Below are 25,764 nucleotides of genomic sequence, written 5' to 3'. Positions count from 1 at the left end.
AAATAAAGATCCGTCTCAAAACGGAGTCTTTACATGTTGGCTGCCTCTTCATTTTAATCTTTCATTTCTGGTGTCTTGATGCTAAGCCCTGTGCGGACGATCGAAACATGAGGATGTATACTCACCTCGAGATTTGGAAATTCTTCCATCCACTGGATTTTAAACTGTTCTTTCCATACTTTCGGATAGGTGCGGTAAAGAGCATTGCCAAACCCAAATATATCGGAATGAAGCTGTTTTTGCCCCTTATCAAGAGCTAATTGGCATTTTTTCTTTACATCCTTTTCCAGCAAGGTTTGAACATATTGCAACTCTTTAGGGTTGCCTAAATCTAATTTCGAACCATTTTCAAAGAGTTCAACTTCCGCATCAATATTCACTTTCATCTTAACCTTGCGCTGCTCAAGAATGGGTTTCACTTTTGACTGTCCTTTCATAAGCTGAACACTGATTTTTCCCCCTCCCTTTTCCTTCGGTACCGTCACCGTGAGGTTAGCTTTTTCTATCTCATTACGAATCCACAGTACCCCTTTTGTATCCTGATCATTCATCCATCCTGCCAATTTATCTCCATGAAAAACTGCCGTTCCAACGATGGCGGGAGTCTGCTTGGAATTTTTCTCTTCCTTTTCTTCAGGTAAAATGGCGACTTGAGCCCCAAGAGGGGAAATCCCTTCAGTTGTAAGCATATCAATAAAATCCTTTATCCTAATCCTGACTACCATCCCCAATTTCTCCTCCTCCCTAATGGTTTCTGAAGTATATCGCTCCATGGAAGGAGGCAGTTTCAAAAGAGGTGCTGCTTCTCCCTTTGTAAACAATATAAAACTACGGATACGTGCTTCCCTAACTCTCGAAACGAAATCTAGAATCGGAAAAATCCCATCCCTCGCAGCCCTTTCCCCAATGATTAGATTCCGATTATGAGAAAAGAAAATACGACGAGGCAATTTTACTTGAAGTCTCTGGATGGCGTCCATCACCGATTCTCCTGTCTCCGAAATAAGAACGGTTGTTACATTTCCACCTCCAGAACCACCGGCACCAACAGGTCCAAGCTGCTTTGGGATCGCTACCTGAACCGAGACACGGTATTTCCCGTTATTCATCTTATCGATGGCTGTAGCCATTACGATTGAAAGATCATTGACCTCAATTCTGCTCCAACAGCCAGTCAGTATGACTATTAAGATGTAGTTGATAATCAGGACTCCTCGTTTTCTCATAGCGTTTCCCTCCAACCAAGACTCTTCTAGTTCTTTCGATGGGGCGGCCGTGGACGCATGGAATGATTCATCCGTTCTTGATTCTTGTTCCCGGTTTGATCGGAACGCTTGATCATTCCCCACCATGGTGCTCGAATATAAATATCTTTCAGACTGGTTAAATTCAAAGGTGCTACTGGTGACAAATAAGGGACACCGAAAGAGCGAAGCCGTACCATATGGATCAAAAGAATCAAAGTTGCCACTAAGATTCCATACAAACCCAAAGTCGCTGCACAGATCATCATGGGAAATCGAAGTATACGAATGGCAATCCCTTGACTGAAGGCAGGAAAAATAAAGGAAGATATACCAGTAATCGAAACAATAATGACCATCGATGCAGATACAATTCCGGCTTGCACGGCCGCCTGCCCAATCACAAGGGCTCCAACAATACTGACTGCCTGTCCAACGGGCCGTGGCAGACGAACACCAGCTTCCCGCAAACCCTCAAAGGATATTTCCATAATTAAGGCTTCGACAAAGGCTGGGAAAGGAACCGTTTCCCTCCCGGAAGAGACACTTAGTAATAAGGTAGTTGGAAGCATTTCCTGATGAAAGGCGGTTATCGCAATATAAAGAGAGGGCAAAAGCAAGGCGCTTGCCAACATAAAAAAGCGAAGCCATCGGATTACCGTCGAAACCATAAAATGCTGATAGTAATCCTCACTCGATTGGAGCATTTCATAAAACGAAACAGGTACAAGGAGAGCAAAGGGCGTATTATCAACCAGAATGCCTATTTTCCCTTCCAATAAATAAGCCGCTACTTTATCCGGTCGTTCGGTATTGTTCACTTGGGGGAAAACAGAATAGGGGTTGTCCTGAATGAGTTCTTCGATATAATTACTTTCTAAAATGGCATCGATGTCAATTTGCCCTATCCTTTCCTTTACCTCTGCAACAAGAGCTTGCTCTGCAATTCCCTCTAGATAAGTAATTGCGATTTTGGTATTAGATAACCGTCCGACAGTCATCTCTTCCATTTTAAGCTGAGGGGTTTTTAACCTTCTGCGAATTAAACTGGTGTTGGTTCTAAGGTTCTCTGTAAATCCTTCTCTAGGACCGCGGATCACCGCTTCCGTAGAGGGTTCTTCAACTGATCTCATTTCCCATGCTTGGGCGCTAATAAATAGGGCTTGCTCTACTCCCTCCAATAATAAAACCGTTCCCCCATTCAAAATATGATCCACGACTTCCTTCATCGTCTGTCCTATACTCACCTGTGAAACATAGATGACTTGATCCCGCAGAAAAGTCTCCATTTCTTTTAGGGGGATTGTTGTGGAAAGAGATGTCCTCTTCCCTAAATCCAAAAGGGGTTTCATCACGTCAGAATCAATCGTCTGGATATCCACCATGCCATCTAAAAAAATAAGCCCTCCTTTTTGTATCCCGCCTAACTTAAATTCACGGTACACAATATCGGAAGATCGTTCAAAAATCATTTTCAATTGCTTTAATTCATCCTGAAAATGACCTTTAAGCTGATTGGATTGTAAATCATCCGCCTGGTAAAATAACCGATGATCATAATTTTGATTCGTTTTTAAGACCTTCTTATCTAACCATCGCAATATCTTCATCTCTTCACCCCCCTTTACTAAAAATTTTTTTCTTATTTTAACCAGTTATTAAATAAATTACTAAATTTTGTTTATGGTAATACTAGATAGAAACTAGCTGAATGGCGAGACCTAAAAGCGAAGACAGGGGCGTAGTTTCATTTATGCCTGATAGGACAGTTATACTTTCTATTAAAAAAAATGGGTCAGGGGGTGGCAAAACCATGGAGAGAATCTCAACGGGCCAATTATTTATGCTTACCTTATTGTTTCAAATTGGTACTTCGGTGATATTTGGATTTGCATCAGCCGCTGGAAGAGATGCTTGGCTGTCTTCCTTGATATCTACTGGAATCGGGACATGTCTCATCTTAATGTATCTGATCTTAATGCGTCTTCAGCCAGGGTTGACTCTAGTTGAATGGTTTCCTGCCCAGTTTGGATTTTGGCTGGGAACCCCCATTGCTTGGTTTTACTGCCTTCATTTTTTATATAACGCGGGTCGTACGCTGGGTGATATAAAGGATCTCATCCCAACGACCATTTTGCCTGGTACGCCTAATTGGGTCATACTAGGCATATTTATGATTGCCATCACATATGCGTTGTTTAGTGGAATTGAGGTTCTAGCCCGGCTGGCAGAAATAATATTACCCGTCATTTTAGTGTTGTTTTTGATTGAGATCATCTTAATATATGCCTCTGATATAACCGATATCAAGCGATTGCAGCCCGTTTTGGGGGAAGGATGGGGGCGTATTTGGAAAGCAGTATGGCCTAGCGGTATCCAACAATCATTTGGGGAGACCATTGAGTTTGCGATGATCTGGACATTATGTTCACCTTCAAAACGCATAATTAAAACGACTCTTTTAGCATCCATTATATACGGAATTCTCCTTTCCTGTTTCGACGCACTGGCGATTCTTGTCTTTGGCGAAGGCACTTTTTCAACGAGCAGGTACCCCTTATACCGATTAGTCAAAGTCATCTCTATTGCGGACTTTCTCGAAAACCTGGATGCATTAGGAATTTTGTATTTTATGGGAACCGCCTTTTTTAAAGTGACACTACAAATGTATGGAGCCATTCGGGGAATACAGCAATTGTTGTCCCTTCGCGACAACAGATTACTCGTTTTTCCTATTGGAGCCGTTGTCTTCTTATTAGGCTTAACAATGTCCAGAAGTACATCAGAACATTGGTTTTCTTCAACATACCTTGGGAATCCTGGATTAATACTTTATCTGATCCTTCCTGGTGTGCTATTGATCCTAGTACTGGTTCGCAAGAAAATATCTAACACTAAAATGGAGAAAAGTGGATAATAGTATGAATAGGAGTTGAATTTGAAAATGGAAAAATTTCTTTGGCCTTGGCAGTCCGAAGTAATCGTTGAATATCCTTGGATACTCTACATATTCCTTTTTTCTCTGTCTATTATTTTATGTATCATTACATGGGTAAGAAAGAAAAGTAGATAGATCAAACCAATATATATTTTTGGCTCACCCTGCTTCATAGAAAATTGTATTAGAAAAATGTTAAGTCACTATGTAAATAGCATATAGACATTATTAAAGTAATGTAAAAAAGCATAGGTGAATGAGCATTACTTAATTTACAAAAATGTCGTTCTTTTTGCTTTTTCCAAAAGAAAAACACCTCCAAATTTTAGACTGTGTCTAAAATTTGGGGTGCAGTTCAAAGCCGGATTTTCGGCACTGATCATTTCTGTTTCAGATAGGCTTCACGGTATTCATTCGGGGTAATCCCCTCAACCTTTTTAAATACTTTTCGAAAATATTTGTCGTCTTGGTAGCCGATCATATTCGCTATTTCATAGATTTTTAGCTGGCTGTTTTTTAATAACGATTTCGCCTTTTTCATTCGAAATTTAACAATATAATCGGAGATATTCACATTAAATTCTTGTTTGAATTTTCTCGAGATATACTCTCGGCTAATATAAAAATGATCGGAAATCTCTTGCAGTTTTACCTCGCGATCGAAGTTTGCCTGCAGGTATTTTTCAATTTCATAAATGATGTTGCTATTTTTATGAAGGGTGCTTTTATTAACCTTTTTCAAAAAGATAGCAATCTCTCGTTTCTTTCTCTTAATGTATTCTTCTAACATGAAGGAACCGTTTTCATCGAAAAATAAATCCAGCCGTTTTTGGATATCCTCTATTGCTACATTAGGAAGATGATAATGTTTAAACCATCTATTGCTGATGACTAAATATTCATTTTCAACATGGAGCAGCTGTTTTATGGATAAATAGTTTTTTGCCGTAATATCCGTAGTTATTTGATGAATTACTTCATCAAATGCCTCCATTTTACCGACTTGTACAGCCAAATCGATGCTGGCAGAATAGTCCATAAGATTCCTTAATGCATGGTTAGCCGGGGTTTCGTTCACATAGATTCGATTTGCCACTTTATCTAAAATATTTGAATAAGAAAATATCTGTTTGGCATGAAGATAGGAATCCATTAATCTGGCGTTCTTACTCACTAGTTTCCCTAAAGTAATCGGACAAGAGATATTCATCGTACTTTTAAGAGTCTTATAGATTCGATTTAATATTTTTCCAATTTCCGCAAACTTTTTCCAGAAGATAATTATCACTTCGCCTTTACTGGATAAATATCGAAATCCAATTCCTGATTCATTTTCCAGCATGATTTCATTTATGACATTGAGAATCGTATAGTACGCTAAATCACGATCTCCTTGAAATACCTCCATGGTCTTGCCATTAATCCGGACAAGAGCCACTTGATAGTTATCAGACGGTTGAATTCCGAAGCTCTCATATAAATCGCCATTCAGATTATCACTATTCATCAGTTTGGTAAGCTTTCGGTCTCGATAAACAGGCTTCATTTCATTGATTAATTGTGTGCTGCTCTCTTTTCGGGCACGCTCTAAGGCTTCTTTTTTCCATTCATGCACGGCGGTTTCCAAGGTATGATTTAAGATTTCGGGATCAATCGGCTTTAGGAGGTAGTCAGAACTGCCGAAATGAATCGCTTTACGCATGTAATGATAATCATCATAACCTGTCACAACGATGGTTTTGCTGGTAGACTGATTTTCTTTGATCCATTCTAGCAGCAAGACGCCATCCATTTTTGGCATTTTCATATCTGAAAAAATAATCTCTGGCTTATATTTTTGGATGAGATGAATGGCTTCCTCACCATTTCCTGCTTCATAAATTTCACTAATCCCATTTTGTTCCCACTCACCTAGTATCTTAATTCCTTCACGAACGTGCTTTTCATCATCAACGATTAATGCTTTCATGAATGCTCCACCTCTTTTTGGATAGCCTTTGGAAATTGAACGGTAACCGTAAATCCGTATCCTTCAATACTATGAATCGACATATGTGCTTGATTATTGTAATAAATTTGTAAGCGGTCATAAATATTTTTTAACCCAATCGTTTCTCTTTGTTCACTTTCTCTTATTGCACCATTTAATAATTCCTGCCTGATTCGTTCCAACTGTTGACCGCTTACGCCTATTCCATTATCTCTGACCGTAATGCAAACCATCCCGTCCTCTTGCAGCTGACCGTCAATTTGAATGGATGCGTTATCGATTTGCTGGTCAAATCCATGCTTAAAGGAATTTTCTACAATAGGCTGCAAGATCATTTTCGGAATGTGTATTTCTTGGACTTCCTTTGAAATAGTTAAATCAAATTCAAACTGCTCATCAAAACGTTGTTTTTGTAATAATAAATATGCTTTTACATGCATTACCTCCGAATGAACCGGGACAATATCTTCCTTCATATCCATGCTGTATCGCATGATTTTCGATAATGAAGTGAGTAATGAATAAACAGGAGCAGCCTTAGATTTTAACGCTAAGGTCCCAATCGATTGAAGGGCATTATATAAGAAATGCGGGTTAATCTGCGAACGTAATACTCTCAGTTGTGATTCGTTGTTTTCAATCGCGAGTTTATATTCTCTCTCGATTAAATCATTGATTTTAGCGATCATTAATTTGAAATGTCTTCCCAACATCCCCATTTCATCGTTACCTAACGAGTCAAAGTCCGCCTCAAATATACCTTGTTCAACCTTTTTCATGTTATCTATTAATACTTTAATCGGTGCTGTAATCTTAAAAGAAACAAACATCGTAGCGATGAATACAAATACGAGCGTCACAATCCCAATGACAATATTAATTAGCGCTGTTTCCCTAGCACTTTGATAGAGAACACGGTAGGGAATCCGTTTAACAATATACCAATTCTTATAAGGAGCGGAGAACTTATCATAGACAATCACACCATTGAATTGCTGATCCTTCCATTCCGTACTTTTACTAGAGACAGGCTCCTTCTTTACAAACTCAAACCACTTTTCCTTATTTTCCTTGCCAATCATCGTTTCATTGGAGGAATAGATAATCGCCCCATTTTCATCCATAATATACAAGTCTTCCATATTCTTTGTAAATAATCGACCAGCAATCGCACTTATTTTTGAAAGATTAATATCAATCGACAAAAATCCTAACATCTTATCAGAAGGAACGTCACGAAGGATGTTATGAAAGCTAAGGACATTTTTCTTTTCCGAGTTTGGTATGACGGAAATATTGTTATAGCTGTACATTTCATGTGGTGGTTCGATGAGTGAAAAGCCGTCATAGCGAGTTAGCTTGGAATAATAGGGATGCGACAAAATACTTTCATATTTACCTCTTCCGCTTATTCTTGAATGATAATTCGTATACGAATCTTTTCCTATATCAATATAGAGATGCATTTGTTCAATCTCTGGCCGGGTATTAAATAAATAAGCAAGAGCACGGCGAACTTCTTCCTGTTTGTTATTTAAATTCTCTGAAAGACCATCCCTCATCACATTCATAAAGGGTGTATATCGATAAAGTACGGACGACATCTGAGCGACATCTTCTAGATAGACCGTAAGTTCTTCCTCCCCTTTGACAATTAGGTCATGATTGGTCGAAACAAAACGTTTATTGAGAGAGGTTGTTGTTTGATAATATGTAATCGCGATTGAGCTTCCAAAAGGCAGGACTGTTACAAGCATTAAAAATATAATCAACTTTTTACGGATACCCCATTGCATAGACATCTTGGTTAGTTACCAATGAACCAACCTTCCTCCACTTAATGAATTTTCTCTATTGTAACAACATTCCCTATCCATTCCTATGGCATTTATTGACTTGTCATCTATTTGGACTGTTCAATATATTCCACCCTACTGGTCAATGTAAGCCGTTTCATAATTTTCTAGATTCTCTAAAATGTAATTATGGAGGTGCAGGTTATGAATAGCCAAAGTAAGTTGGAAAAAGTAGAAACCCCCGTCTTAGAAGTTCACAGAAGCGCAGCGGTTTCGAAGTCAGTTTCCTTAAATAAACACAAGAAACTGAAAGATGCAGGATTATTTGCACTATTTGTGGGACCAGTTTTGCTAGCTTTTACCCTGATTGTTCTGATTCCTTTTTTTACAGGTATTTATTATGCCTTTACAGACTGGAACGGGATCACGGGAGCGGTCAAATGGGTGGGCTTGGACAACTTTAAGTACATCTTTACCGAGGACAAGCAATTCCAAGATTCCTTCAAACTTACCACGAAATATACGGTTGTTGCGATCCTTTTAACAAATGTAATTGGGTTTGGATTAGCATTACTTGTCACACAAATGCTAAAAACAAGAAATATCTTACGAACCGTTTTCTTCATGCCAAACTTGATCGGCGGCCTTTTATTAGGCTTTATCTGGCAGTTCATTTTTGTAAAGGGTTTTGCATCGATTGGACAGTTAACAAAGATTCCCCTTTTTGAAATGGCTTGGTTAGGAGATGCGAATACCGCGTTCTGGGGAATTGTGATTGTCAGTGTTTGGCAAGGTGCAGGCTATATTATGATTATCTATATCGCTGCACTGCAAAACGTTCCTCAAGAATTAATTGAAGCAGCGAAAATAGACGGAGCTAATAGATGGCAGATTCTTCGCCACATAACCATGCCACTCGTTGCACCGGCGGTTACTATCTGTTTATTTTTAACTACTGCATCATCCTTTAAAGTCTTTGATGCAAACCTGTCATTGACAAATGGCGGTCCTTTTAAGTCTACTGAAATGTTAGCACTAAACATTTATACAGAAGCCTTTGTGAATAACCGTTACGGAATTGGCGAGGCAAAAGCACTGATATTCTTCCTTGTCGTCGCAGCCATTTCCATCATTCAAGTGACGTATTCGAAGAAAAAGGAGGTCGAGTCCTAATGGGAAACAGGTATACAGGAAAAACTTTTATAATGGAGATTCTTGCCATCCTGCTTGGTCTAGCCTTTTTAGTCCCTTTCTATTATGTGATTTCAAACTCCTTGAAACCTTTCGCAGATATTTTATCTAACACCTCAGCCTTGCCGAAGGTTCTGGAGCTTCAGAACTATGTGAGTGCTTTCGAAAAATTGAACTATCTTAAAGTATTTTCAAACTCTTTAATTGTTACTGTTGTCAGTAATATAGTTCTTGTCATCTTTTGTTCGATGGCAGCCTATATGCTGGTTCGAACAAGGAAGAAAATTAGCCATGTGATTTTCATGATATTTGTGGCAGCGATGATCATTCCGTTTCAATCGATCATGATTCCGCTTATCAAAACAGCCAGTACTTTTGGACTTTTAAATAGCGTATGGGGCCTTGTCATCATGTATCTAGGCTTTGGCTCAGGGATGACCATTTTCTTGTATCACGGATTTATTAAAGGGATTCCAGTTGAACTGGAAGAGGCAGCTATCATCGATGGCTGTTCAAGGTTTGGCGTATTTTGGAGAATTGTCTTTCCATTATTAAAACCAATTACAGTGACCATTGTGATTTTAAATAGCTTATGGATTTGGAATGACTTCTTATTACCATCACTTGTGCTTCAGGATCCGGAATTAAAAACGATTCCTTTAGCAACGTTCTCCTTCTTTGGACAGTATACAAAGCAATGGGATTTGGCATTAGCTGCCTTAGTCATGGGCATTATTCCATTATTAATCTTCTTTTTTGCGATGCAAAAACACATTATTAAAGGAATTACTAGTGGCTCTATCAAGTAGAAAATTTACCATAGGAACAACCTCTGCTGTCTGCATGACAGATAGCAGAGACAAATATAAAATAGATTTATATACCAGGAGGGAATTTTAATGGGGATCAAAAAGTATTCTTTACTTGCAGGTGTTCTATCCGCTTCACTACTATTAGCAACAGCTTGTTCTAGCGACAGTGCATCTACTGATAAAAAAAGTGGCGGGAAAGACGGCAAAGTAGTGGTCGATCTTTTTAATGGAAAGGTTGAAATTGCCGACCAATTGAAAGCGTTAACAGATCAATATTCAAAAGAACATCCCGACGTTACTTTTAATATTGAAACCGTCGGTGGCGGTGCAGATGGATCTGCAGCATTAAAAGCTAAGTTTGCTTCCAACAAGGCTCCTGATATCTTTGGCAATGGCGGTTATCAAGAGGCTCAAACATGGAAAGATAAATTCGAGGATTTATCCGATCAGCCGTGGGTAAAAGATGCCTATGAAAATGCCTTAAAGCCAATGACAATCGATGGAAAAATCTACGGACAGCCAGTTAATATGGAAGGCTATGGCTTTGCTTACAATAAGAAACTATTTGCAAAAGCCGGCATTACAGAACTGCCAAAAACATTTACGGAATTAGAAGCAGCATCGAAAAAATTAAAAGCTGCCGGTATTACTCCTTTCTCTGTCGGCTATGCGGAATGGTGGGTTTTAGCAAACCATGGTCTAAACGTACCATTTGCTTACCAACAAGCAGATGACGAGAACTACATCCAAGGTTTAAACGAAGGGTCAGCGAAAATCGAAGGCAATAAATACTTCAATGACTACTTCAAGCTTGTTGACTTAACGATCAAATATGGCAACAAAAATCCTTTAACAACAGACTACAACACGGAAGTAACCCAATTTGCCAACGGTGAAACGGCAATGATTCAGCAAGGTAACTGGATTCAACCAATGCTTGATAAACTAAATCCAGGCATGGAAGTTGGCTTTATTCCATTGGCACTTACGGATGATGCTGCACAGGCAGATAAATTAATGGTTGACGTTCCAACGAACTGGGTAGTTCATAACAAAGCTCCTGAAGCGGATAAAAAAGCAGCAAAAGATTTCTTAAACTGGATGGTTACCTCTGAAGAAGGGAAAACAGCTCTAGTTAAGGAGTTCAAGTACATCCCTGCTTTTAAAACAATTGAAGCAAAAGCGGAAGATATTGGACCTCTAGGTGCAGAACTTCAAAAATATTCACAAGAAGGCAAAACCTACTCTTGGCAGTTCATGAAATATCCGGATGGTGCAGGCCAAGAATTTGGAGCTACTCTTCAAGCGTATGTTGGCGGCCAAAAATCGAAAGCCGAAACAGAAAAAGCTTTAGATGCAACTTGGGCTAAGTTAAAGAAATAGAATTTCATTCAAAAGGCTCCTCTCTATCTGAGAAGAGCCTTTTGATTATTCACGATCCGGGCTATTGACCATAATTCCAGCCACTTGCGTTAACCGGTCATAAAACGCAAGCCCGGCAGGTTGTTGATCAAGTCCAATTTCTTCAAATGCTTCTTTCATGCAGCGAAGCCAGCATTTTGCCCTTCTAGGCGTTACTTCAAATGGCAGATGTCGATGTCTCATGGCAGGCGGTCCAAATTCCTGACTATAAAGGGCAGGACCCCCTAAGAATTGCGGCAAAAACATCCGCTGTTTACGCTTTATTTCTTCCATATCCCCTTCAAACAATGGTCTTAGTTCTGGGTCGGCATATACACGCGGATAAAAAGCATTGACCAATTTATCTATTGTTTCTTGCCCGCCTATTTCATCATAGATCGACTTAAAATTGTAATCCACTTTTCGTCACCATCCACTATTAATTTTCCCTCTGTTTTTGATTATTATAATGTTAAAAGGGATGGTGTTTTGTGATGTAAATCACTATAAATAGCGAAATACAAAAGTTTCCAATCTTAATGTAGAAGGGTCAGACCGAAACTGCTAGAATGGAGCGACCAATTCCACTTTAATTCGATCTGGATCTTCGAAAAAAACAGCGTAATGAGTATCTCCACCGGCAAATGGATGTTTATCCTGATAAAGAATATGGACCCCTTTTTCTTTTAATTGCATTGTTATTTGATCGACTTGTTTTCTTGATTCCGCATGAAAAGCTAAATGATTGAGCCCAACTCGTGAACGATGGTACGAGACATCCAAAAATCGTTCTTCAGCTTGTACAAAAACAAGATAGGTTTCTCCATCTTTCCAGCTGATACCCGACTCCCATTTTTGATATGGTTGATATCCTAACTCCGTGAAAAACCACTGCCAAAATTCGATCGTTTTGCTTAGATTGGAAACATTAATTTCTATATGGTGCAGCATTGTTTCAATCTCCTTGTCGGCTTATCTAATTTTCCCTAGCTCCTCTATGAACGCAGGCCGGCGCATATACTTTTCTCTTAATTCCCCAATTAGCTTATGCGACTGAATCGTTCCACAGGCATTTTTGTAGGTTTTTATGATGGAACAAACCTTACGATATTTTTTTCGATCCGTAGCCTCTTCAGCTTCATTCTCAATGTACTTAATAAACAAGGCAATTACTTCTTCTAAATAATCCTTAATTATATATGGATACAGTTCTGTAATAGTTCGAATATTTTTTTGGCAATAAATTAAAAGTTCATCAGTCAATTTCTCCTCTTGTAAAATAGAAAGGTATGCTGAGGGCTGATAATCCATTTTTTTAAATTCAGCGACAGTTTTTTTCAAAACGCCCTCCCATTCACTTGTTGTATATAGTTCTTTTAGTTTTATGTAATATGTAAATTCACCTTTGAATAACAGTTTGCTCGCCAATTGTTTTTGTTGTTCAATATCTCCAAGCAATTCATAGGCTTGGTATCGGTATTCCCGCCACTTATGGACAAGTCCTCGATATTCTTTATCCGCTTCTTCTCCATCCAAACAAAGTTGAATTACTTTTTTGAAATCACCTTTTCCTAGTTCATTAACAATTGCCTTTTCACGGAATTCGCTAGATTTTATATTTTTATAGATAAATTCTCCCGCAGCGGCTGCCCCATCACATCGTTCAATGATTTCAAGCTGAAGTAATTTTATTTGTGTTTTTTCATATCTGTCACTCCAAGAAGCTTCAGTCTTCTCAAGGAGGGTTTCCAACTGTTTTTCTAACTTTTTTCTCAAATCTTTCATAGGAGAATAGTAGGTGCAAATTTTCAATAATGCATATCGCCAATCACTCCAGCCATCATAATGTACTTTTCCGGCTTCTTTCATGATCGCCTCAAAAAGACCTTTCTTCTCTTTTTCATTCAACACGGGCAGACTGGCAATCACCACATCGTCAATTGTTCGAATCGCCCAATTCATAACATCACCGATCGAACCATTTGAATCATCAGCAAAATTGAGCATTTTTACAACTGGCTGCATGACAACAAGTGATAATAAAATCGCACTCTCGTATTCACCGTTTTCTACTTTATGCCGCGCTTTTTGGAGGCTCAATTCTGCACCTTGTAATGCAGGACCAACATGACGCCAATCGATAAACCCTTTTCTTTTTGCCCCATTAATTGATGCAGAAATAAGTTTTTTCGCGGATGAAATTTCGTCTTTATGAGGAGTGTATTTAAATAGTAACTGTTTTTCAATTTCGGGATAATCTTCTGACAGGACAAGAATAATCTTAATTAGTTCTTCTTTGTTTTGATTTGATAGGACGGTAATTAAATCGATTTCGCTCGACTGTGAGGTAGTGTTCGGATTAGATGGACTCATGATTTCCCCCCCATGATAATAATTTATTCTAATTGTAACATTTTTCGGTTTGGCGGGCCGATAACATCGCTTCTACTGAGGTCCACTTTTGTTTATAATCGGTCAGAATTTTCCCCTTTGCTATGATTCAATTAAAAAGACATAGCATAACGAGAAAAGGAAACACCATATGAAAACAGCATCTACCCACTGTTTCCCATGGTGTCTCCTATGAGAATATTCTTTGAAGAAGAGATTTAGGTTTTTTACGCAATCTAGTCACCGTGCTCTGAAGTCCGTACATGAGCACTGATTTACTCATAAACAAAAGTACCATTTGGTAGGGTCTTAGTCTTATAAGAGAGGCAATTCCTAGTCTTTTTAAAATGTACATCCCTGGATAAGCAAAAAGAGTATCAAAAATTAAATTTAAAAATAGGTATCGAATAAAATTACCAAAAGTCCATTTTAAAATCCATAATGAACCGACAAAAAATGGCCCCAGCATGAATGGCAATTCGCCAATTACCCTAGGATTTATCCTTTCATAAATCCGCCACCACATTCTTTTTTTGGCGAGAATACTTTCAACAGCTACCCAGATGAACATAAATATAGCCCCTGGAAATAAATGCTTAATTGTTCGTTTTCCCATGAACGGCATCGATAACCAAGGCAGGATCATGATAACGAGTAAAATCATTTTATTTTTTCTCATCTATGTGTGCCAATCCTTTTTCTTTTTAGAATGCACAAATTTGGAAAAAACTATTTATGATTTTATAAAAATATTTTTTTCTTTAAATTGGAATTTCATATAGTAGCTATTTTTTTGTATAAAAAGCAAGTACGAACAGATTTAACGCACTATTTACGATTTATGGTAAAATTATGTATGATGATTATCCGAAAATTCAATTTTGTCATTAGAATTAGGAGGGAGAAATTGAAAATGTTACAACGCCCACTAGTAAATGAGTACCCAGAATATTATAAACCGTATGTAACTCTAGTTCCTGATGGTGATCTATTATTACTTTTGAAGGAGCATTTGGTCAAAACAATCGAACTTTTCGAGTCACTATCCGAGGGGGTTGGCCACTTTCGTTATGCTGAAAATAAATGGAGCATCAAAGAAGTACTGTGCCATATGGCGGATACAGAAAGAATTATGAGTTATCGACTTCTCCGCGTTGGACGTGGGGACCAGACCTCTTTGGCGGGTTTTAATGAGAATGATTATGTTCAAGGCTCGCAAATTCATAAATTACCCATAAAAACTATTCTCGAAGACTTTATTGCCACTAGAAAAGCTACCCTTACTTTAATTCAAAATATGCCGGAAGAGGCCTGGACAAACATTGGATTTGCCAATAACACAGAAGTCACTGCCCGTGCCATCGCCTACATTATCGCAGGCCACGCTCTCCATCATTTGAATATTATTAGTGACCGATACCTGCCGTTATTAAAATAGACCAATATCGAGTCCGTGGGAAAATTTATCCTGCGGACTCAATTTTCGCTAATTTTATTGTTGCGAACATAAGTTCCCCGTTTTATAATAGAATTATCGGTAATAATAAGAAGTGGAACTTTTAAATCAAAATGTCCACAACAGCTATTATCGGATAGAGGTTCTCGAAAAAATAATTTTTTAACTGAGGAGAGGTTAATTATGACATTACGTTTGATTCCCTATTTTGTGATGGATGGAAATGCGAAGGAAGCCATACAATTCTATGAAAACGCTTTAGATGCACAAGTTCTTTTTTCACAATCTTTCGGAGAAATGCCAGAAAATCCTGATTTTCCACTACCAGCTGAAGCGAAAGACCGTATAAGTCATGCTACGATTAAAGTGGGCGAAACAGAATTAATGTTTTCCGACACTTTCCCTGGCCAACCACATCAAAGCGGTAATCAAGTGACCATCTGTATTTCAACGAACGATGCAGACCAAGCGCATAAATTCTTTGAAGCCCTGCAACAAGGCGGCCAAGTAACTATGCCTCTTCAAGAAACATTTTTCAGCCCGGCATATGGCAGTGTAATCGATAAATTTGGTATAACCTTCCAAATCTTCACTGAGGGAAGACAATAAATTCATACATACAAGTTGTATTAAGATGAACCCGGTCCAATATGTGACCGGGTTTTTTTGCCATTCTAACAAAAAAACTAATCAAGCGTGATTAGTTTTTTTAACCCATTTTCGATCGTGAAAATGCTGGCTGATATTTTCTCATTGGGGACTTTTCTAGCACTTCTTGAAGATAATAGTTTCCATTTGGACTTGTTTTCTTAAGCAGCTCCAACAAGTATGTAATATCATCTAATGCTCTATGTGTTTGGTAGTCTGTAATGTTGTGTGCTTGTAATAGCGTGAGTAATTTCCCATTGGGAAATCCGTAATTTTTCCAAGGGATATTTCTCATTGTACAGTACCATTTCAGATCGTTAACTTCTGGATACATATGATAAAGAAAGCTTCGGTCGAAGGAGGCATTATGAGCAAACACGGAATCGGCACGATGGAAGTATGTTTTTATTTTTACATCATAAAAGCTTTTCCCTTGAACCATTTCATATGGGATTCCATGAACTCGGTACGCTGAGTCATAATTATTCCTTGCTGTACGGGAGAGCGGCTCACGTAAAAAGGAATCTTCTTCGATAATATCGATTACCTCGCCAGTGTCGGCTCGATAAGAAAATAACTTTAAGGCAAGTTCGATTACTTCATCTTTGGTTGGCCCTAAACCGGTAGTCTCAACATCTAATACTAATCCCAATTTTTCTGATCTCATTTACATGATCATCCCTTAATACTAAACTTTAACCCATTATACCAAAGGTCAATGGAGAACTGCTATCTCCAAAATGTACCTTCATGAGTATACTCAAGGGAAGAGGCGCTCCAGAGTGCCCACGACAGGTATTTTCTATGTCTTTGGGCACAATGAACCTTCCTATCGACATTAATTAATTCCCTCTTCCATCCCCGCAAGAAATGCCTTGATAATAATCATTAGACTTTCGTTCAAATCCAACGACATCTTGAACCCGCCCTTTTGCTCTAAGGATGAAAATCCATGTAAAATACTGCGCAAGCCCCTCACAGCATGCAGGGCACGCTCCCCTTCTAAATGATATGCCTGCAAAATCCGAACAGAAAGGTCAACGATTTTCACCCCTGCTTGCTGCACATCCACATCTTCCGGATTCGGTGCAAGTAAAGTAGCCTCATAAATTCCTGGATGCCTACGGGCAAAATCTACATAAGCCTGACTTACCGTGAGGACAGCTTCGGTGCCTGACACCCCAATTGCTGCATCTGCCATCACTTTATAAAGCATATTGATTCCATAGATCGCCAATTTCTTTCGTAATCCTGGAAGTCCGTCGAAATGGTTATATAAAGAAGGCGAGCGGATACCTAGTTTCTTCGCTAGGTTTGCTAAGGTAACTTCCTGGATTCCCTGCTGGTCGGCAAGTTCTCCTGCCGCTTCAATAATAAAAGATAATTCGAGACCGATTTTTGGTCTTGGTGACATAGTCATGACTCCCTATCCAATTTTTCGTTCAAGATGTTTGATTGCCTGTTCCATTTCTTTCCTAGGATTCATCACCATCTCCCCATGGCCGACCGCAAGTAACTCTGGTTGGTAACTCACTAATTTCCGTGCGCTAATCATGGCTGTTTCTTTACTCCAAGTACCAAAGGCTGGGAATGGAAACCATGGGACTATATCCCCTGCTACCGCCATTCCACCCCGTGTCTGCAAGGCGTCCCCAGCAATCAACGCCTTTGTACGTAAATCTAAAAATGACATCGAGCCGGGTGTATGTCCTGGCGTTTCAATCGCGGTTAACGAACCAATCAAGTCGCCTTCCTTCAATAAAATACTAGGTCTCGTTTTTAATTTTTTCGGTACACCGCCTTTAATCGCGGTTTGCGCCTCATGAGGGTCAAGCGAACGATCACCATTCATTAGCCTATTGTCGCGAACCGAAATATACACCGGTACTACTGGCAGCATTTCTTTTATTGAATCCAGCGCACCGACATGATCTTCATGAGCATGTGTCAGTACTATTTTGGTAATTGGCTTTCCAATCGATTCCGCGGCCTTCATAATTCCCTTCGTGCAAAAACCTAGTGCCGCATCAATTAACGTTAACCCATCCTCTTCCTCCACCAAATAGCAGTTGACTGGAAAAACTCTTGCCATGAAAGTGACTTGATATAAATATCCATTTTTAATCATCCTCACTGGCATATCCCCTTTAACTAATATCGTTAGTTTTATAATAACTAATACTATTAGTTTTATCAAGCCCTTTTTTGGTAAAAATTTCAACCCTTACTTTAAAGCTATATTCATCCCCTATACCAAAAAATACTAACGAAGCACTCCCTGAAAAAGGATTGTTTGTTCAAAATTTGTTCAAAACTTTTTTACGAATATGTGAAATAGTGAACAATTTACCCTAATTTCGAAATAAGTTTGTTATAGTAACAATATAGAAAACAAATAAAAAACTTATTAAACAAGGAGTGTTTCACATGGTAGTAAATTGGTTAAGAGAAAACAAAGTTGCCGCAGGAATTTTAACAGTCCTCCGCCTATATATCGGTTATTCTTGGTTAACAGCTGGGTACCACAAATTAGCAGGTGGTTTCGATGCTTCTGGATTCTTAAAAGGAGCCATTGCTAATCCCGTAAAAGGACCTGACGGCAGCGTAGTTTATGGCTGGTATGTTGATTTCTTACAACACTTTGCATTACCAAACGTTGATATTTTTAACACAATCGTTCCACTTGGCGAGTTTTTAGTTGGACTTGGACTAATTCTTGGATGCTTAACAACTGCTGCAATGTTCTTTGGTCTTGTGATGAACTTCTCTTTCTTCTTAGCAGGAACTGTATCTCATATTCCAACTGACCTTTTCATTGGAGCAATTATTCTTTTCGCTGGTTATAATGCCGGCCGCATCGGTCTTGATCGTTGGGTAATTCCATTCATTCGTAAAACAGCTATTGGAGGTAATAAATTCGTAAAACACAACGTTTAAACCAAACAAAAAGCGACGCCAATCTTGGGCATTATGCCAGATTGCGTCGCTTTATTATTAATAGCTATTATCCTCTTCTAAACTTTCCTTGTTCACGTACCAATTGGTTACTTGTGTAAGAATAGCAAAGACGAAAAAGAAATTCATAGCCCAGACATTTATGAATGGAGCTATGCCGCCAAACTCAATGGTCTCAAGGCCTTTGAGATTCATGACAATCATCGATTCGATAAAAATAAGCACAAAACCCACTACACCAGCAATAGCCGCCCTAATCATATGTCTTCCCCCTGAAAAATTATTTTGTATGTAAATTCGATAAATGTATTTTGACAATTTTGTGAACACCTTACTTTTATTATATTGCAAAAAAAGGGAATAACAACACCCGGTAAGAAAAAAATTTATCCACCAACAAACGGCGCAATTTTTATAAATATTCGCTAGTTTAATAGTATCGAGTAAAAATATGGGGAGAAATTTAGATTTCAAATTTTTATAAGTATATGCCATCTTAACTACATTGCACATATAAAATCTTCACAACTTCCACACAAGTTCCACCTAAATTCTACATAAGTTTTTCATATGATTAACTCAAGTTAATACGGAAATGGTTTGAAGAACTCATTTCTTAAAACTTCCCATTATTGGATTGGTGCCTGACACCAATCCTTTTTTTTGCTCAAAGAAAAAGTCAGCCATCCCCTTTTATGATGGCTGACCTCTTTCTTTTCTTAGTTTACTCCTACTTGTGTCCAAGCGGATTTAACGGCATTGTATTGTGTGCTGCCTGATCCATAAAGGTCAGCTGTTGCAGCAAGGAGCGCTGCACGTGCCCCACTAAAATTACTTGTTGGAGTCAAATAAACTGTAAGTGCACGATAGTAGATTTTTTCAGCCACAGCTGTCCCTAGACTTGAAATCGTTAAATAGGCTGCTTTATTCGGAATTCCGCTGTTTGTGTGAACGCCGCCATTATCAGATGTTGTATTTACGTATCCGCTCATATTATCTGGCTGTCCATAAAGTTTAGGATTGGACAGGCTGCGAAGTGCATCACCAGCTGTATTCGGCGTGTAAACATCTTCCCCCATTAAATAATCACCTTTATCAAGAAACACCCCGAATGTGTCAGAAATGGACTCATTTAAGGCACCCGATTGATATTGGTACTGTAACCCAGCTGTTCTTTCCGTAACCGCATGGGTTAATTCATGGGCTACAACATCAAGAGCACCTGACAGCGAACGGAAGGTTTTTCCATCCCCATCTCCATAAACCATTTGTGATCCATTCCAGAAGGCGTTGTTGTAATTTCTACCATAGTGGACAGTGGAGCGAAGAGTGGCTCCATTATTATCAAAACTATTTCTATTAAATGTATTCTTATAATAATCATAAACAACACCAGCATAGTAGTGTGCATCTACATCGGCTCGCTGTCCGGTAGCGTTGAAATTATTATCAGCATCCACTGTATAATTACCAGGTAATCGGGATTGATTTGCTGCCGTTCTTGTTTCAATGACACCCGTCATCGGCTTAGTAATATCATATAAATAGTAAGTTCCGCTTGAGTAGTAGGTGTTTATTGTTTTCGTATCCCCAAGGACACCTACTCCTGTTCCATCAGCCACCGCATTATAGGACTTTAAGATATTCCCGTTGACAGCATCCACATAAACAACCCAATTAGCAGGGTATGGCTGAATAAATTGGAGATTTGTTTTGTAAGCCAGATTAAATTGATCGCCATTCTTATAAACTACTAATTCAGCCTTTTCAACGGTATCCTCTACCTTTTTACCGGTAGGACCATCCTCGGCATTGGTTAGGGTTTCTGCTTTTGTTACTGTAATAGATTTCCAAGACTTATCGAGAGCAGCATCCTTCGATAGCTGAGCTTTTAATGCGCCCTTGAAATAGGAAGATGCTTCTGGAAATACATCTCCATTCACTGCCGTAACGATTCCATTTTTATCGGTATGGACCTTAAACTGTGCTCCATCCACCGGAATCCCCTGAACCGATTGAACAAAATTATAGTGCTTGCTGCCAAGTTCGTCCGTCTGAACATCTAGTAAAGTTAAATCTTTAGCTGTATCTAATTGATATAGCTCTTTATTTTCTTTTAAAAATTGCTTAATGGCATCTTTATCTTTATATGCTTTGGTAGATAACTTTCCATGAACAAAGGATGGTACCTTTTGACCTTGTTTCCAATGAACCTTTGCATCCTTACCAAACTGCATAGCATCTTTCTGAACCGTAACATTATACGGTACAGTTTTTGCTGCAGCCGTTATTGGCAGAGCAGACCCCACTGTTAATCCCAATGCTAATACTAGTGATGTTCTCTTTTTCATCGCCAAACGCCTCCTAATTTCTCTTTGTGTAGAATTTTCAAAATAATCATAACACGATGAATCTATTAGGATAATTGGGAAAAAATAGGGGACATGGTGTCAGGCACTAACGAAAGTACTAACGAAAAATAACCTATTCTATTAAAAATCCCAACGCTAGGATCTCAAAAGCGTTGGGAAAATTTTATTATTTATTTTTTCGGGGGTCTAAACTTTATTTTATTTTTTGTACCTTTTTATATAGCGATTAAACATTAATTTAAGTTACTCTTTTCATAATATGAATTGATAATAATAATCCATTCGGTATTAGAATCCACTAAATAAAAACATACTATTACCAATAATAAACAGCAAAATGTATTTTCGAGTGCTAAAAAAAATAGTAGAATAATCCTATACAACATTGAGGAGTAGATTACACTTGGTTTTCATTCGCGTTCTATCGTCAATTCTAAAAAATAAATTTCTACTTTATCTACTTCTCACTTTGATTCCCGCTTTAGCCGCTAGTTCGGTGTTAGCCCAACACCAAGTAAAAATTTTGGAAGCACAAAATAAAAATAAAGCCGCACGATATGCCACCTTCCACACAATGAATATAGAAAATTTATTTAACGAAACGGTTGGCCGATTAGAAATGCTCGCAACTTCACTTAAGTATCAGAACACCAACCTATCTAATTTGGAAACAGTGCTTCGAGAAACAAAAGGGAAGGATCCTCGTCTATCTGGTTTCTTTTGGACAAATAGCCAAGGTGACTTATTAATTAGTACGAATACAAATTCTAAAAATGTGAATGTAAACGATCAACCTTATTTTCAACATGCCATCCAGACAGAGAAAACAAGTTTTTCGGACGTACATATTGGCCGGGTTACAGGCAGGCAAATCATCACAATTGCTACTCCGATTGTCGATCATGGAAAAGTGCAGGGTGTGCTTGTTGCCAGTTTACGGACAGATAAAATTGAAGCAGCCATTAAAAACCTGGTTAATGGCGAAATGGTCATTATCACCGATGATTCAAACAAGATTTTATTTAAAGCGGGTTCCCTACCTGAAAAGGACTCGGTAAAATCCAGTATGAAAATAGCCAATGTTAATTGGAAAATATCCGTCTTTGTCCAATCGGAAAATGAAGTAGCTTTTTGGAAATCGTTTGTTAAATATTTGATGATTTTTTTAACCATTTCCAATATCGTCTTTTTATGGGCTCAATACTTTCTTTTGAAAAAGAAAGTGCAAAGGGAAAATGCGCAAACGGAACATCATAAACTAGAATTAATCGGGAAACTTGCGGCAAGCACAGCTCATGAAATCCGGAATCCATTAACCGGAATAAAAGGATTAATAAAACTTTTAAGCGAGGAATATCACGATCAGAAAGCCCAATCCTATTTCAAAGTAATTCAAACAGAAATCGATCGAATCAATGGTATTGTTAGTGAATTGCTTGTACTAGGAAAACCCACTGCTCATACGCTTAAAATTGATAATGTTAATACCATTCTGACAGAAATCGAGCCGATCATTCATTCCGAGGCTAATTTTATGAATGTGGAGTTAATCATTAATTACTCTAAGGAAAATCTACCCGTTTCTTGTGTCAAAGATCAGTTAAAGCAAGTCATTCTTAATTTAACAAAGAACTCGTTGCAAGCCATGCCTTTTGGAGGAAAACTTTCTATCATTCTTGAGAAACAGGCAGAACACTGTTTAATTACCGTCACCGATAACGGAGTGGGAATGCAGCAAGATCAAATCAACCAAGCATTTAACCCATTCTTTACACTCAAGAAGGATGGATCTGGCTTAGGATTAACTGTTTGCAAACGGATTATCGACTCCTATGGCGGGAAGATTTCAATCCACAGTATTCCAAATGAAGGAACACAAGTCATCATTACACTCCCATTGGTATTCAACCAATAGGCGTAAAAAAGCTGCCCTCGAAAACAGGGCAGCTTTAAAAATAAACAAAATGGGTGTCAGGCACCATGTGCATTCTTTTATACTTCCTCACTCTTGTTCAAAAGATTAACGGAATTCTTGAAGAGTGGAATGAGAATAATTACCCCCACGATAAATAGCAGGGCCGATAATTCGTACATGGTTACCAAAGAAGTGGTTTTCTTCAGCCATCCGCTCGCTGTCATGGTAATAACCATTGTCCCCATAAACATAGGGTTTAATATGCCATTGACTCGACCGATAAAAGCTTCTTCTGTGTTTTTCAATATCATTGTATTAATCCCAATGTGAATACAAGGCATAAACAAACCGCTAATGAATTGCGCGGTCAATGTCAGCCACAATTGTTCTGATAGCCCCATCGCGAAAAATCCTAGTGCCGAAGCGCTCATTCCAATGGCAAGCAAGATTTGTGGAGGAGTCTTTTTGGCTAACCCCATCGTGAGTCCACCACCTAAAATCATCCCCGCTCCAAAAGCTGCCATCAACCACTGCAAATCCTCTTTTGGTAAACCAAGTCTTTCTGTAATAAGGAAAACAGATAGTGGCTGCGTCAGTCCCAGCCCTAGACCTGCTGCCGCAAAACAGCCACCTAGTAAGGTTAGCGCTCGACTGTTCCAAACATAACGGAATCCTGCCTTCATTTCGTCCATAAGTGTCGTTTTAACAGGGCCTTCCTCAATTTCTCTGTCAGGTGGAAGCATAAATAGAGTCGCTGCCGAAAGCATAAAGGCAATACCCATAATCGCAATCGCTGCATTTATACCGTAATGCTGATACACAAAAGTTCCAATAATCGGACCTAAAATCATAAAGAGCGCAAACACCGTTTGGTACATCGACATCCCCATTTGAATTAGTTCTTCTTTTACATGAAGCTTAAAAAGTTTCATTCCAGAAGGCTGTGAAAACTGTGAAAGGATCGATGACACGAGAGTTGCAAAGAAAATGACCTTCCAGCCCCCAAATACCAGTGTTAACAAAACAATAAAGATAGACACCGCACTGAGGAAATCGCACCAAATCATCGTCCGTCTCGGCCGCCACCTATCAGCAAAAGTCCCTCCAATAAAGGAAAAAAGAAAGATTGGTGCGAATTCTGCAACTGAAATCAGTGAGACTGCAACGGGATCTTCATTTGTCTTCTCAATCACAAATAATAAAATGGAGTAGTTACGTACCCAAATACCGATTTGCAAGAATAACGTAGAAAGCAAGATTGTGCGTATGACACGATTCCTAAATAAGTCCCCCATGGTAATGTTTGATTTTGTTTCTTCCATAAAAAAAACCTCCTCATCCAATTATCTGGACAGGAGGTACTTATGTAGCAAAAGGGCACAGTACACCAAGTACCTTTTACTCCCTTTTGTCTATAAAAGCCCGCACTAACCCTATCCAGAAATATGTTCGTTTAATTATCCGAATTTTTTTCTTTTAATAGGTTTAGTGAATCATTGGCCTTATGGTCACCCTTTCAATTATCGTATTCTCCATACTACTCGATTCAACTCGAAGAATCAATAGCGAAGTTTGTCAAACGGTGTATACCAATGAAAATCACCTGAACCCCTTATTAGTTTAGGTAAATCCAAGATATTCTAAACTAATAGGATCAATAAAATTAATATACCTATAGATACCTTTTAGTCTTCAAGTCTTGTTATTTGATTATATCTAACTCCTTCTTAATCATACTTTGTCGCAGTTTCGAATATAGTTCAACGAATCCGATGAAAATTATGGTAAATTTTAAATAGAAAAAAAATGAAAGTAGGCGGCTATGGTGTTAGAAAAATTCCCTGTTTATATGAGCTCTTTTAAACAAGAACGACTGATTAGAGTATACCTGCCTAGTAGTTACAGAGAGGAAAATAAAAGATTCCCAGTCTTATATATGCATGACGGACAAAATGTTTTTGAAGATGAAGGGGCCATCAAAGGGGTATCTTTAGGAATGAAAGATTACTTGGATAAGCATGGGCTTGAGATCATTGTCGTTGCGATTGATCTAAATCCTGAGGGGGAGGAACGAGTCAATGAATACTGTCCATGGGGTCATGGAGAGGTAAGCAAACAAATCTTAGGATACGCCAGTCCATCTGGCGGCCGCGGTGAAGAATATATTGATTTTATTGTGAACGAGCTGAAACCGTTAATTGATGAGAAGTACCGTACCATTCAAAATCATACATCGATGGCTGGAATATCATTGGGTGGATTAATCTCCACCTATGCAGCCTGCCGTTATCCGCATATTTTTAAAAGAATCGCAGCTTTATCACCTGGATTTTATCGAAATCAAGAGGAAATTGAAAACCTGTTAAGAACATCAGACTTATCTAAAATCGAAAAGTTTTATATGGATTTTGGCACAAGAGAAGTTGGTGCAGATGAAGAAATGAATCAAGTTTTCCTTGACCTTACCAATCGTGTATACGAAATATTGAATGAAAAAATACACGATTTTCACTTTCAGCTTGTCGAGGATGCGGAACATGCTTATCCATTCTTTAGAAAAAGAATTCCGGCCGTACTCTCCTACATATTTTCAGATTAATACGAAGAAGTACGAAAAGAAGGGTGTCAGGCACCATGTGAAAAATTCACATAGTG

At 38.5% G+C, this 25,764-nt stretch carries 23 protein-coding genes; 9 read left to right on the top strand and 14 right to left on the bottom strand.

Annotated elements, in window-relative coordinates:
- Positions 1-53: 53 nt before the first annotated feature.
- Together AC4QJR_RS04520 and AC4QJR_RS04515 are read right to left on the bottom strand one after the other, a co-directional pair.
- A complete protein-coding gene (locus AC4QJR_RS04520) occupies positions 54-1,226 on the bottom strand; it encodes a Ger(x)C family spore germination protein (RefSeq protein WP_496525445.1) in 1,173 nt (390 codons plus the stop codon).
- Between the two features lie 26 nt (positions 1,227-1,252).
- Positions 1,253-2,854 (bottom strand): spore germination protein, encoded by a 1,602-nt coding sequence (locus AC4QJR_RS04515; protein WP_496525444.1) that lies wholly within the window; start codon positions 2,852-2,854, stop codon positions 1,253-1,255.
- Positions 2,855-3,057: 203 nt separating this feature from the next.
- Here AC4QJR_RS04515 and AC4QJR_RS04510 point away from each other — a divergent pair, with 203 nt between their 5' ends.
- Positions 3,058-4,161, top strand: coding sequence for a GerAB/ArcD/ProY family transporter (locus tag AC4QJR_RS04510; protein WP_496525443.1), 1,104 nt, complete (start codon positions 3,058-3,060; stop codon positions 4,159-4,161).
- Positions 4,162-4,561: 400 nt separating this feature from the next.
- On the opposite strand, the gene AC4QJR_RS04505 is transcribed toward AC4QJR_RS04510, so the two are convergent.
- Together AC4QJR_RS04505 and AC4QJR_RS04500 are read right to left on the bottom strand one after the other, a co-directional pair.
- Entirely contained in the window at positions 4,562-6,151 is a 1,590-nt protein-coding gene (locus AC4QJR_RS04505; RefSeq protein ID WP_496525442.1) for a response regulator transcription factor, read from the bottom strand.
- The gene (locus tag AC4QJR_RS04500; protein ID WP_496525441.1) at positions 6,148-7,974 is read right to left on the bottom strand and encodes a sensor histidine kinase; all 1,827 of its coding nucleotides are present in this window, start codon (positions 7,972-7,974) and stop codon (positions 6,148-6,150) included. Before AC4QJR_RS04500 ends, AC4QJR_RS04505 begins: the two co-directional genes overlap by 4 nt.
- Positions 7,975-8,172: 198 nt before the next feature.
- Between AC4QJR_RS04500 and AC4QJR_RS04495 the strand changes: the two genes are divergently transcribed.
- The 3 genes from AC4QJR_RS04495 to AC4QJR_RS04485 all read left to right on the top strand — a co-directional run bounded on the left by AC4QJR_RS04495 (position 8,173) and on the right by AC4QJR_RS04485 (position 11,354).
- Positions 8,173-9,141: a carbohydrate ABC transporter permease gene (locus tag AC4QJR_RS04495; RefSeq protein ID WP_098575843.1), complete on the top strand. Its 969-nt coding sequence runs from the start codon at positions 8,173-8,175 to the stop codon at positions 9,139-9,141.
- Positions 9,141-9,968: a carbohydrate ABC transporter permease gene (locus AC4QJR_RS04490; protein ID WP_496525440.1), complete on the top strand. Its 828-nt coding sequence runs from the start codon at positions 9,141-9,143 to the stop codon at positions 9,966-9,968. The genes AC4QJR_RS04495 and AC4QJR_RS04490 overlap by 1 nt, the downstream gene beginning before the upstream one ends.
- A gap of 90 nt (positions 9,969-10,058) precedes the next feature.
- Complete coding sequence (locus AC4QJR_RS04485; RefSeq protein WP_496525439.1) at positions 10,059-11,354, top strand: ABC transporter substrate-binding protein; 1,296 nt, start codon at positions 10,059-10,061, stop codon at positions 11,352-11,354.
- Between the two features lie 45 nt (positions 11,355-11,399).
- Here AC4QJR_RS04485 and AC4QJR_RS04480 read toward each other — a convergent pair whose 3' ends face one another.
- The 4 genes from AC4QJR_RS04480 to AC4QJR_RS04465 form a co-directional block, all read right to left on the bottom strand.
- A complete protein-coding gene (locus AC4QJR_RS04480; RefSeq protein WP_251459401.1) occupies positions 11,400-11,792 on the bottom strand; it encodes a globin domain-containing protein in 393 nt (130 codons plus the stop codon).
- A gap of 144 nt (positions 11,793-11,936) precedes the next feature.
- Positions 11,937-12,323 carry a VOC family protein gene (locus tag AC4QJR_RS04475; RefSeq protein ID WP_496525438.1) on the bottom strand — a complete coding sequence of 129 codons (387 nt, stop codon included), beginning with the start codon at positions 12,321-12,323 and terminating at the stop codon, positions 11,937-11,939.
- 21 nt (positions 12,324-12,344) lie between these two features.
- Positions 12,345-13,745 carry a hypothetical protein gene (locus tag AC4QJR_RS04470; protein ID WP_496525437.1) on the bottom strand — a complete coding sequence of 467 codons (1,401 nt, stop codon included), beginning with the start codon at positions 13,743-13,745 and terminating at the stop codon, positions 12,345-12,347.
- A gap of 208 nt (positions 13,746-13,953) precedes the next feature.
- A complete protein-coding gene (locus tag AC4QJR_RS04465) occupies positions 13,954-14,442 on the bottom strand; it encodes a hypothetical protein (RefSeq protein WP_496525436.1) in 489 nt (162 codons plus the stop codon).
- 234 nt (positions 14,443-14,676) lie between these two features.
- Here AC4QJR_RS04465 and AC4QJR_RS04460 point away from each other — a divergent pair, with 234 nt between their 5' ends.
- Both AC4QJR_RS04460 and AC4QJR_RS04455 read left to right on the top strand, forming a co-directional pair.
- Positions 14,677-15,201: a DinB family protein gene (locus tag AC4QJR_RS04460; RefSeq protein WP_496526619.1), complete on the top strand. Its 525-nt coding sequence runs from the start codon at positions 14,677-14,679 to the stop codon at positions 15,199-15,201.
- A gap of 201 nt (positions 15,202-15,402) precedes the next feature.
- Positions 15,403-15,828 (top strand): VOC family protein, encoded by a 426-nt coding sequence (locus AC4QJR_RS04455; RefSeq protein WP_375376264.1) that lies wholly within the window; start codon positions 15,403-15,405, stop codon positions 15,826-15,828.
- 100 nt (positions 15,829-15,928) lie between these two features.
- Here the strand turns inward: AC4QJR_RS04455 and AC4QJR_RS04450 are convergent, their stop codons facing one another.
- The 3 genes from AC4QJR_RS04450 to AC4QJR_RS04440 form a co-directional block, all read right to left on the bottom strand.
- Positions 15,929-16,534 carry an exonuclease domain-containing protein gene (locus tag AC4QJR_RS04450; protein ID WP_496525435.1) on the bottom strand — a complete coding sequence of 202 codons (606 nt, stop codon included), beginning with the start codon at positions 16,532-16,534 and terminating at the stop codon, positions 15,929-15,931.
- Between the two features lie 171 nt (positions 16,535-16,705).
- Positions 16,706-17,281, bottom strand: a complete 576-nt coding sequence (locus AC4QJR_RS04445; protein ID WP_496525434.1) for a TetR/AcrR family transcriptional regulator — start codon at positions 17,279-17,281, stop codon at positions 16,706-16,708.
- A gap of 12 nt (positions 17,282-17,293) precedes the next feature.
- Positions 17,294-18,001, bottom strand: a complete 708-nt coding sequence (locus tag AC4QJR_RS04440) for an MBL fold metallo-hydrolase (protein WP_496525433.1) — start codon at positions 17,999-18,001, stop codon at positions 17,294-17,296.
- 293 nt (positions 18,002-18,294) lie between these two features.
- Here AC4QJR_RS04440 and AC4QJR_RS04435 point away from each other — a divergent pair, with 293 nt between their 5' ends.
- Positions 18,295-18,804 (top strand): DoxX family membrane protein, encoded by a 510-nt coding sequence (locus tag AC4QJR_RS04435; RefSeq protein WP_375376267.1) that lies wholly within the window; start codon positions 18,295-18,297, stop codon positions 18,802-18,804.
- 57 nt (positions 18,805-18,861) lie between these two features.
- On the opposite strand, the gene AC4QJR_RS04430 is transcribed toward AC4QJR_RS04435, so the two are convergent.
- Complete coding sequence (locus tag AC4QJR_RS04430) at positions 18,862-19,083, bottom strand: hypothetical protein (RefSeq protein WP_098575855.1); 222 nt, start codon at positions 19,081-19,083, stop codon at positions 18,862-18,864.
- 458 nt (positions 19,084-19,541) lie between these two features.
- Positions 19,542-21,173 carry a M4 family metallopeptidase gene (locus AC4QJR_RS04425; RefSeq protein WP_496525432.1) on the bottom strand — a complete coding sequence of 544 codons (1,632 nt, stop codon included), beginning with the start codon at positions 21,171-21,173 and terminating at the stop codon, positions 19,542-19,544.
- Positions 21,174-21,597: 424 nt separating this feature from the next.
- Between AC4QJR_RS04425 and AC4QJR_RS04420 the strand changes: the two genes are divergently transcribed.
- Complete coding sequence (locus AC4QJR_RS04420; protein WP_496525431.1) at positions 21,598-23,109, top strand: ATP-binding protein; 1,512 nt, start codon at positions 21,598-21,600, stop codon at positions 23,107-23,109.
- Between the two features lie 77 nt (positions 23,110-23,186).
- Here the strand turns inward: AC4QJR_RS04420 and AC4QJR_RS04415 are convergent, their stop codons facing one another.
- Positions 23,187-24,431, bottom strand: coding sequence for an MFS transporter (locus AC4QJR_RS04415; protein ID WP_098575858.1), 1,245 nt, complete (start codon positions 24,429-24,431; stop codon positions 23,187-23,189).
- A 500-nt stretch (positions 24,432-24,931) separates the two neighbouring features.
- On the opposite strand from AC4QJR_RS04415, the gene AC4QJR_RS04410 reads away from it, so the two are divergent.
- Positions 24,932-25,708 carry an alpha/beta hydrolase gene (locus AC4QJR_RS04410; RefSeq protein ID WP_251461004.1) on the top strand — a complete coding sequence of 259 codons (777 nt, stop codon included), beginning with the start codon at positions 24,932-24,934 and terminating at the stop codon, positions 25,706-25,708.
- Positions 25,709-25,764 lie beyond the last annotated feature (56 nt).

It is taken from the genome of Neobacillus sp. BP17, assembly GCF_059579525.1.
The sequence above is the reverse complement of the archived record's forward strand: the minus strand, read 5'-3'. Positions and strand labels throughout refer to the sequence as shown.

Bases quoted from the DNA above. Each gene is read 5' to 3' on its own strand.
- AC4QJR_RS04415 (WP_098575858.1), bottom strand. From the start codon at position 24,431: ATGGAAGAAACAAAATCAAACATTACCATGGGGGACTTATTTAGGAAT.
- AC4QJR_RS04430 (WP_098575855.1), bottom strand. From the start codon at position 19,083: ATGATTAGGGCGGCTATTGCTGGTGTAGTGGGTTTTGTGCTTATTTTT.
- AC4QJR_RS04500 (WP_496525441.1), bottom strand. From the start codon at position 7,974: ATGTCTATGCAATGGGGTATCCGTAAAAAGTTGATTATATTTTTAATG.
- AC4QJR_RS04410 (WP_251461004.1), top strand. From the start codon at position 24,932: ATGGTGTTAGAAAAATTCCCTGTTTATATGAGCTCTTTTAAACAAGAA.
- AC4QJR_RS04455 (WP_375376264.1), top strand. From the start codon at position 15,403: ATGACATTACGTTTGATTCCCTATTTTGTGATGGATGGAAATGCGAAG.
- AC4QJR_RS04450 (WP_496525435.1), bottom strand. From the start codon at position 16,534: ATGAGATCAGAAAAATTGGGATTAGTATTAGATGTTGAGACTACCGGT.
- AC4QJR_RS04495 (WP_098575843.1), top strand. From the start codon at position 8,173: ATGAATAGCCAAAGTAAGTTGGAAAAAGTAGAAACCCCCGTCTTAGAA.
- AC4QJR_RS04425 (WP_496525432.1), bottom strand. From the start codon at position 21,173: ATGAAAAAGAGAACATCACTAGTATTAGCATTGGGATTAACAGTGGGG.
- AC4QJR_RS04520 (WP_496525445.1), bottom strand. From the start codon at position 1,226: ATGAGAAAACGAGGAGTCCTGATTATCAACTACATCTTAATAGTCATA.
- AC4QJR_RS04475 (WP_496525438.1), bottom strand. From the start codon at position 12,323: ATGCTGCACCATATAGAAATTAATGTTTCCAATCTAAGCAAAACGATC.
- AC4QJR_RS04465 (WP_496525436.1), bottom strand. From the start codon at position 14,442: ATGAGAAAAAATAAAATGATTTTACTCGTTATCATGATCCTGCCTTGG.
- AC4QJR_RS04510 (WP_496525443.1), top strand. From the start codon at position 3,058: ATGGAGAGAATCTCAACGGGCCAATTATTTATGCTTACCTTATTGTTT.
- AC4QJR_RS04485 (WP_496525439.1), top strand. From the start codon at position 10,059: ATGGGGATCAAAAAGTATTCTTTACTTGCAGGTGTTCTATCCGCTTCA.
- AC4QJR_RS04505 (WP_496525442.1), bottom strand. From the start codon at position 6,151: ATGAAAGCATTAATCGTTGATGATGAAAAGCACGTTCGTGAAGGAATT.
- AC4QJR_RS04435 (WP_375376267.1), top strand. From the start codon at position 18,295: ATGGTAGTAAATTGGTTAAGAGAAAACAAAGTTGCCGCAGGAATTTTA.
- AC4QJR_RS04470 (WP_496525437.1), bottom strand. From the start codon at position 13,745: ATGAGTCCATCTAATCCGAACACTACCTCACAGTCGAGCGAAATCGAT.
- AC4QJR_RS04460 (WP_496526619.1), top strand. From the start codon at position 14,677: ATGTTACAACGCCCACTAGTAAATGAGTACCCAGAATATTATAAACCG.
- AC4QJR_RS04445 (WP_496525434.1), bottom strand. From the start codon at position 17,281: ATGTCACCAAGACCAAAAATCGGTCTCGAATTATCTTTTATTATTGAA.
- AC4QJR_RS04490 (WP_496525440.1), top strand. From the start codon at position 9,141: ATGGGAAACAGGTATACAGGAAAAACTTTTATAATGGAGATTCTTGCC.
- AC4QJR_RS04515 (WP_496525444.1), bottom strand. From the start codon at position 2,854: ATGAAGATATTGCGATGGTTAGATAAGAAGGTCTTAAAAACGAATCAA.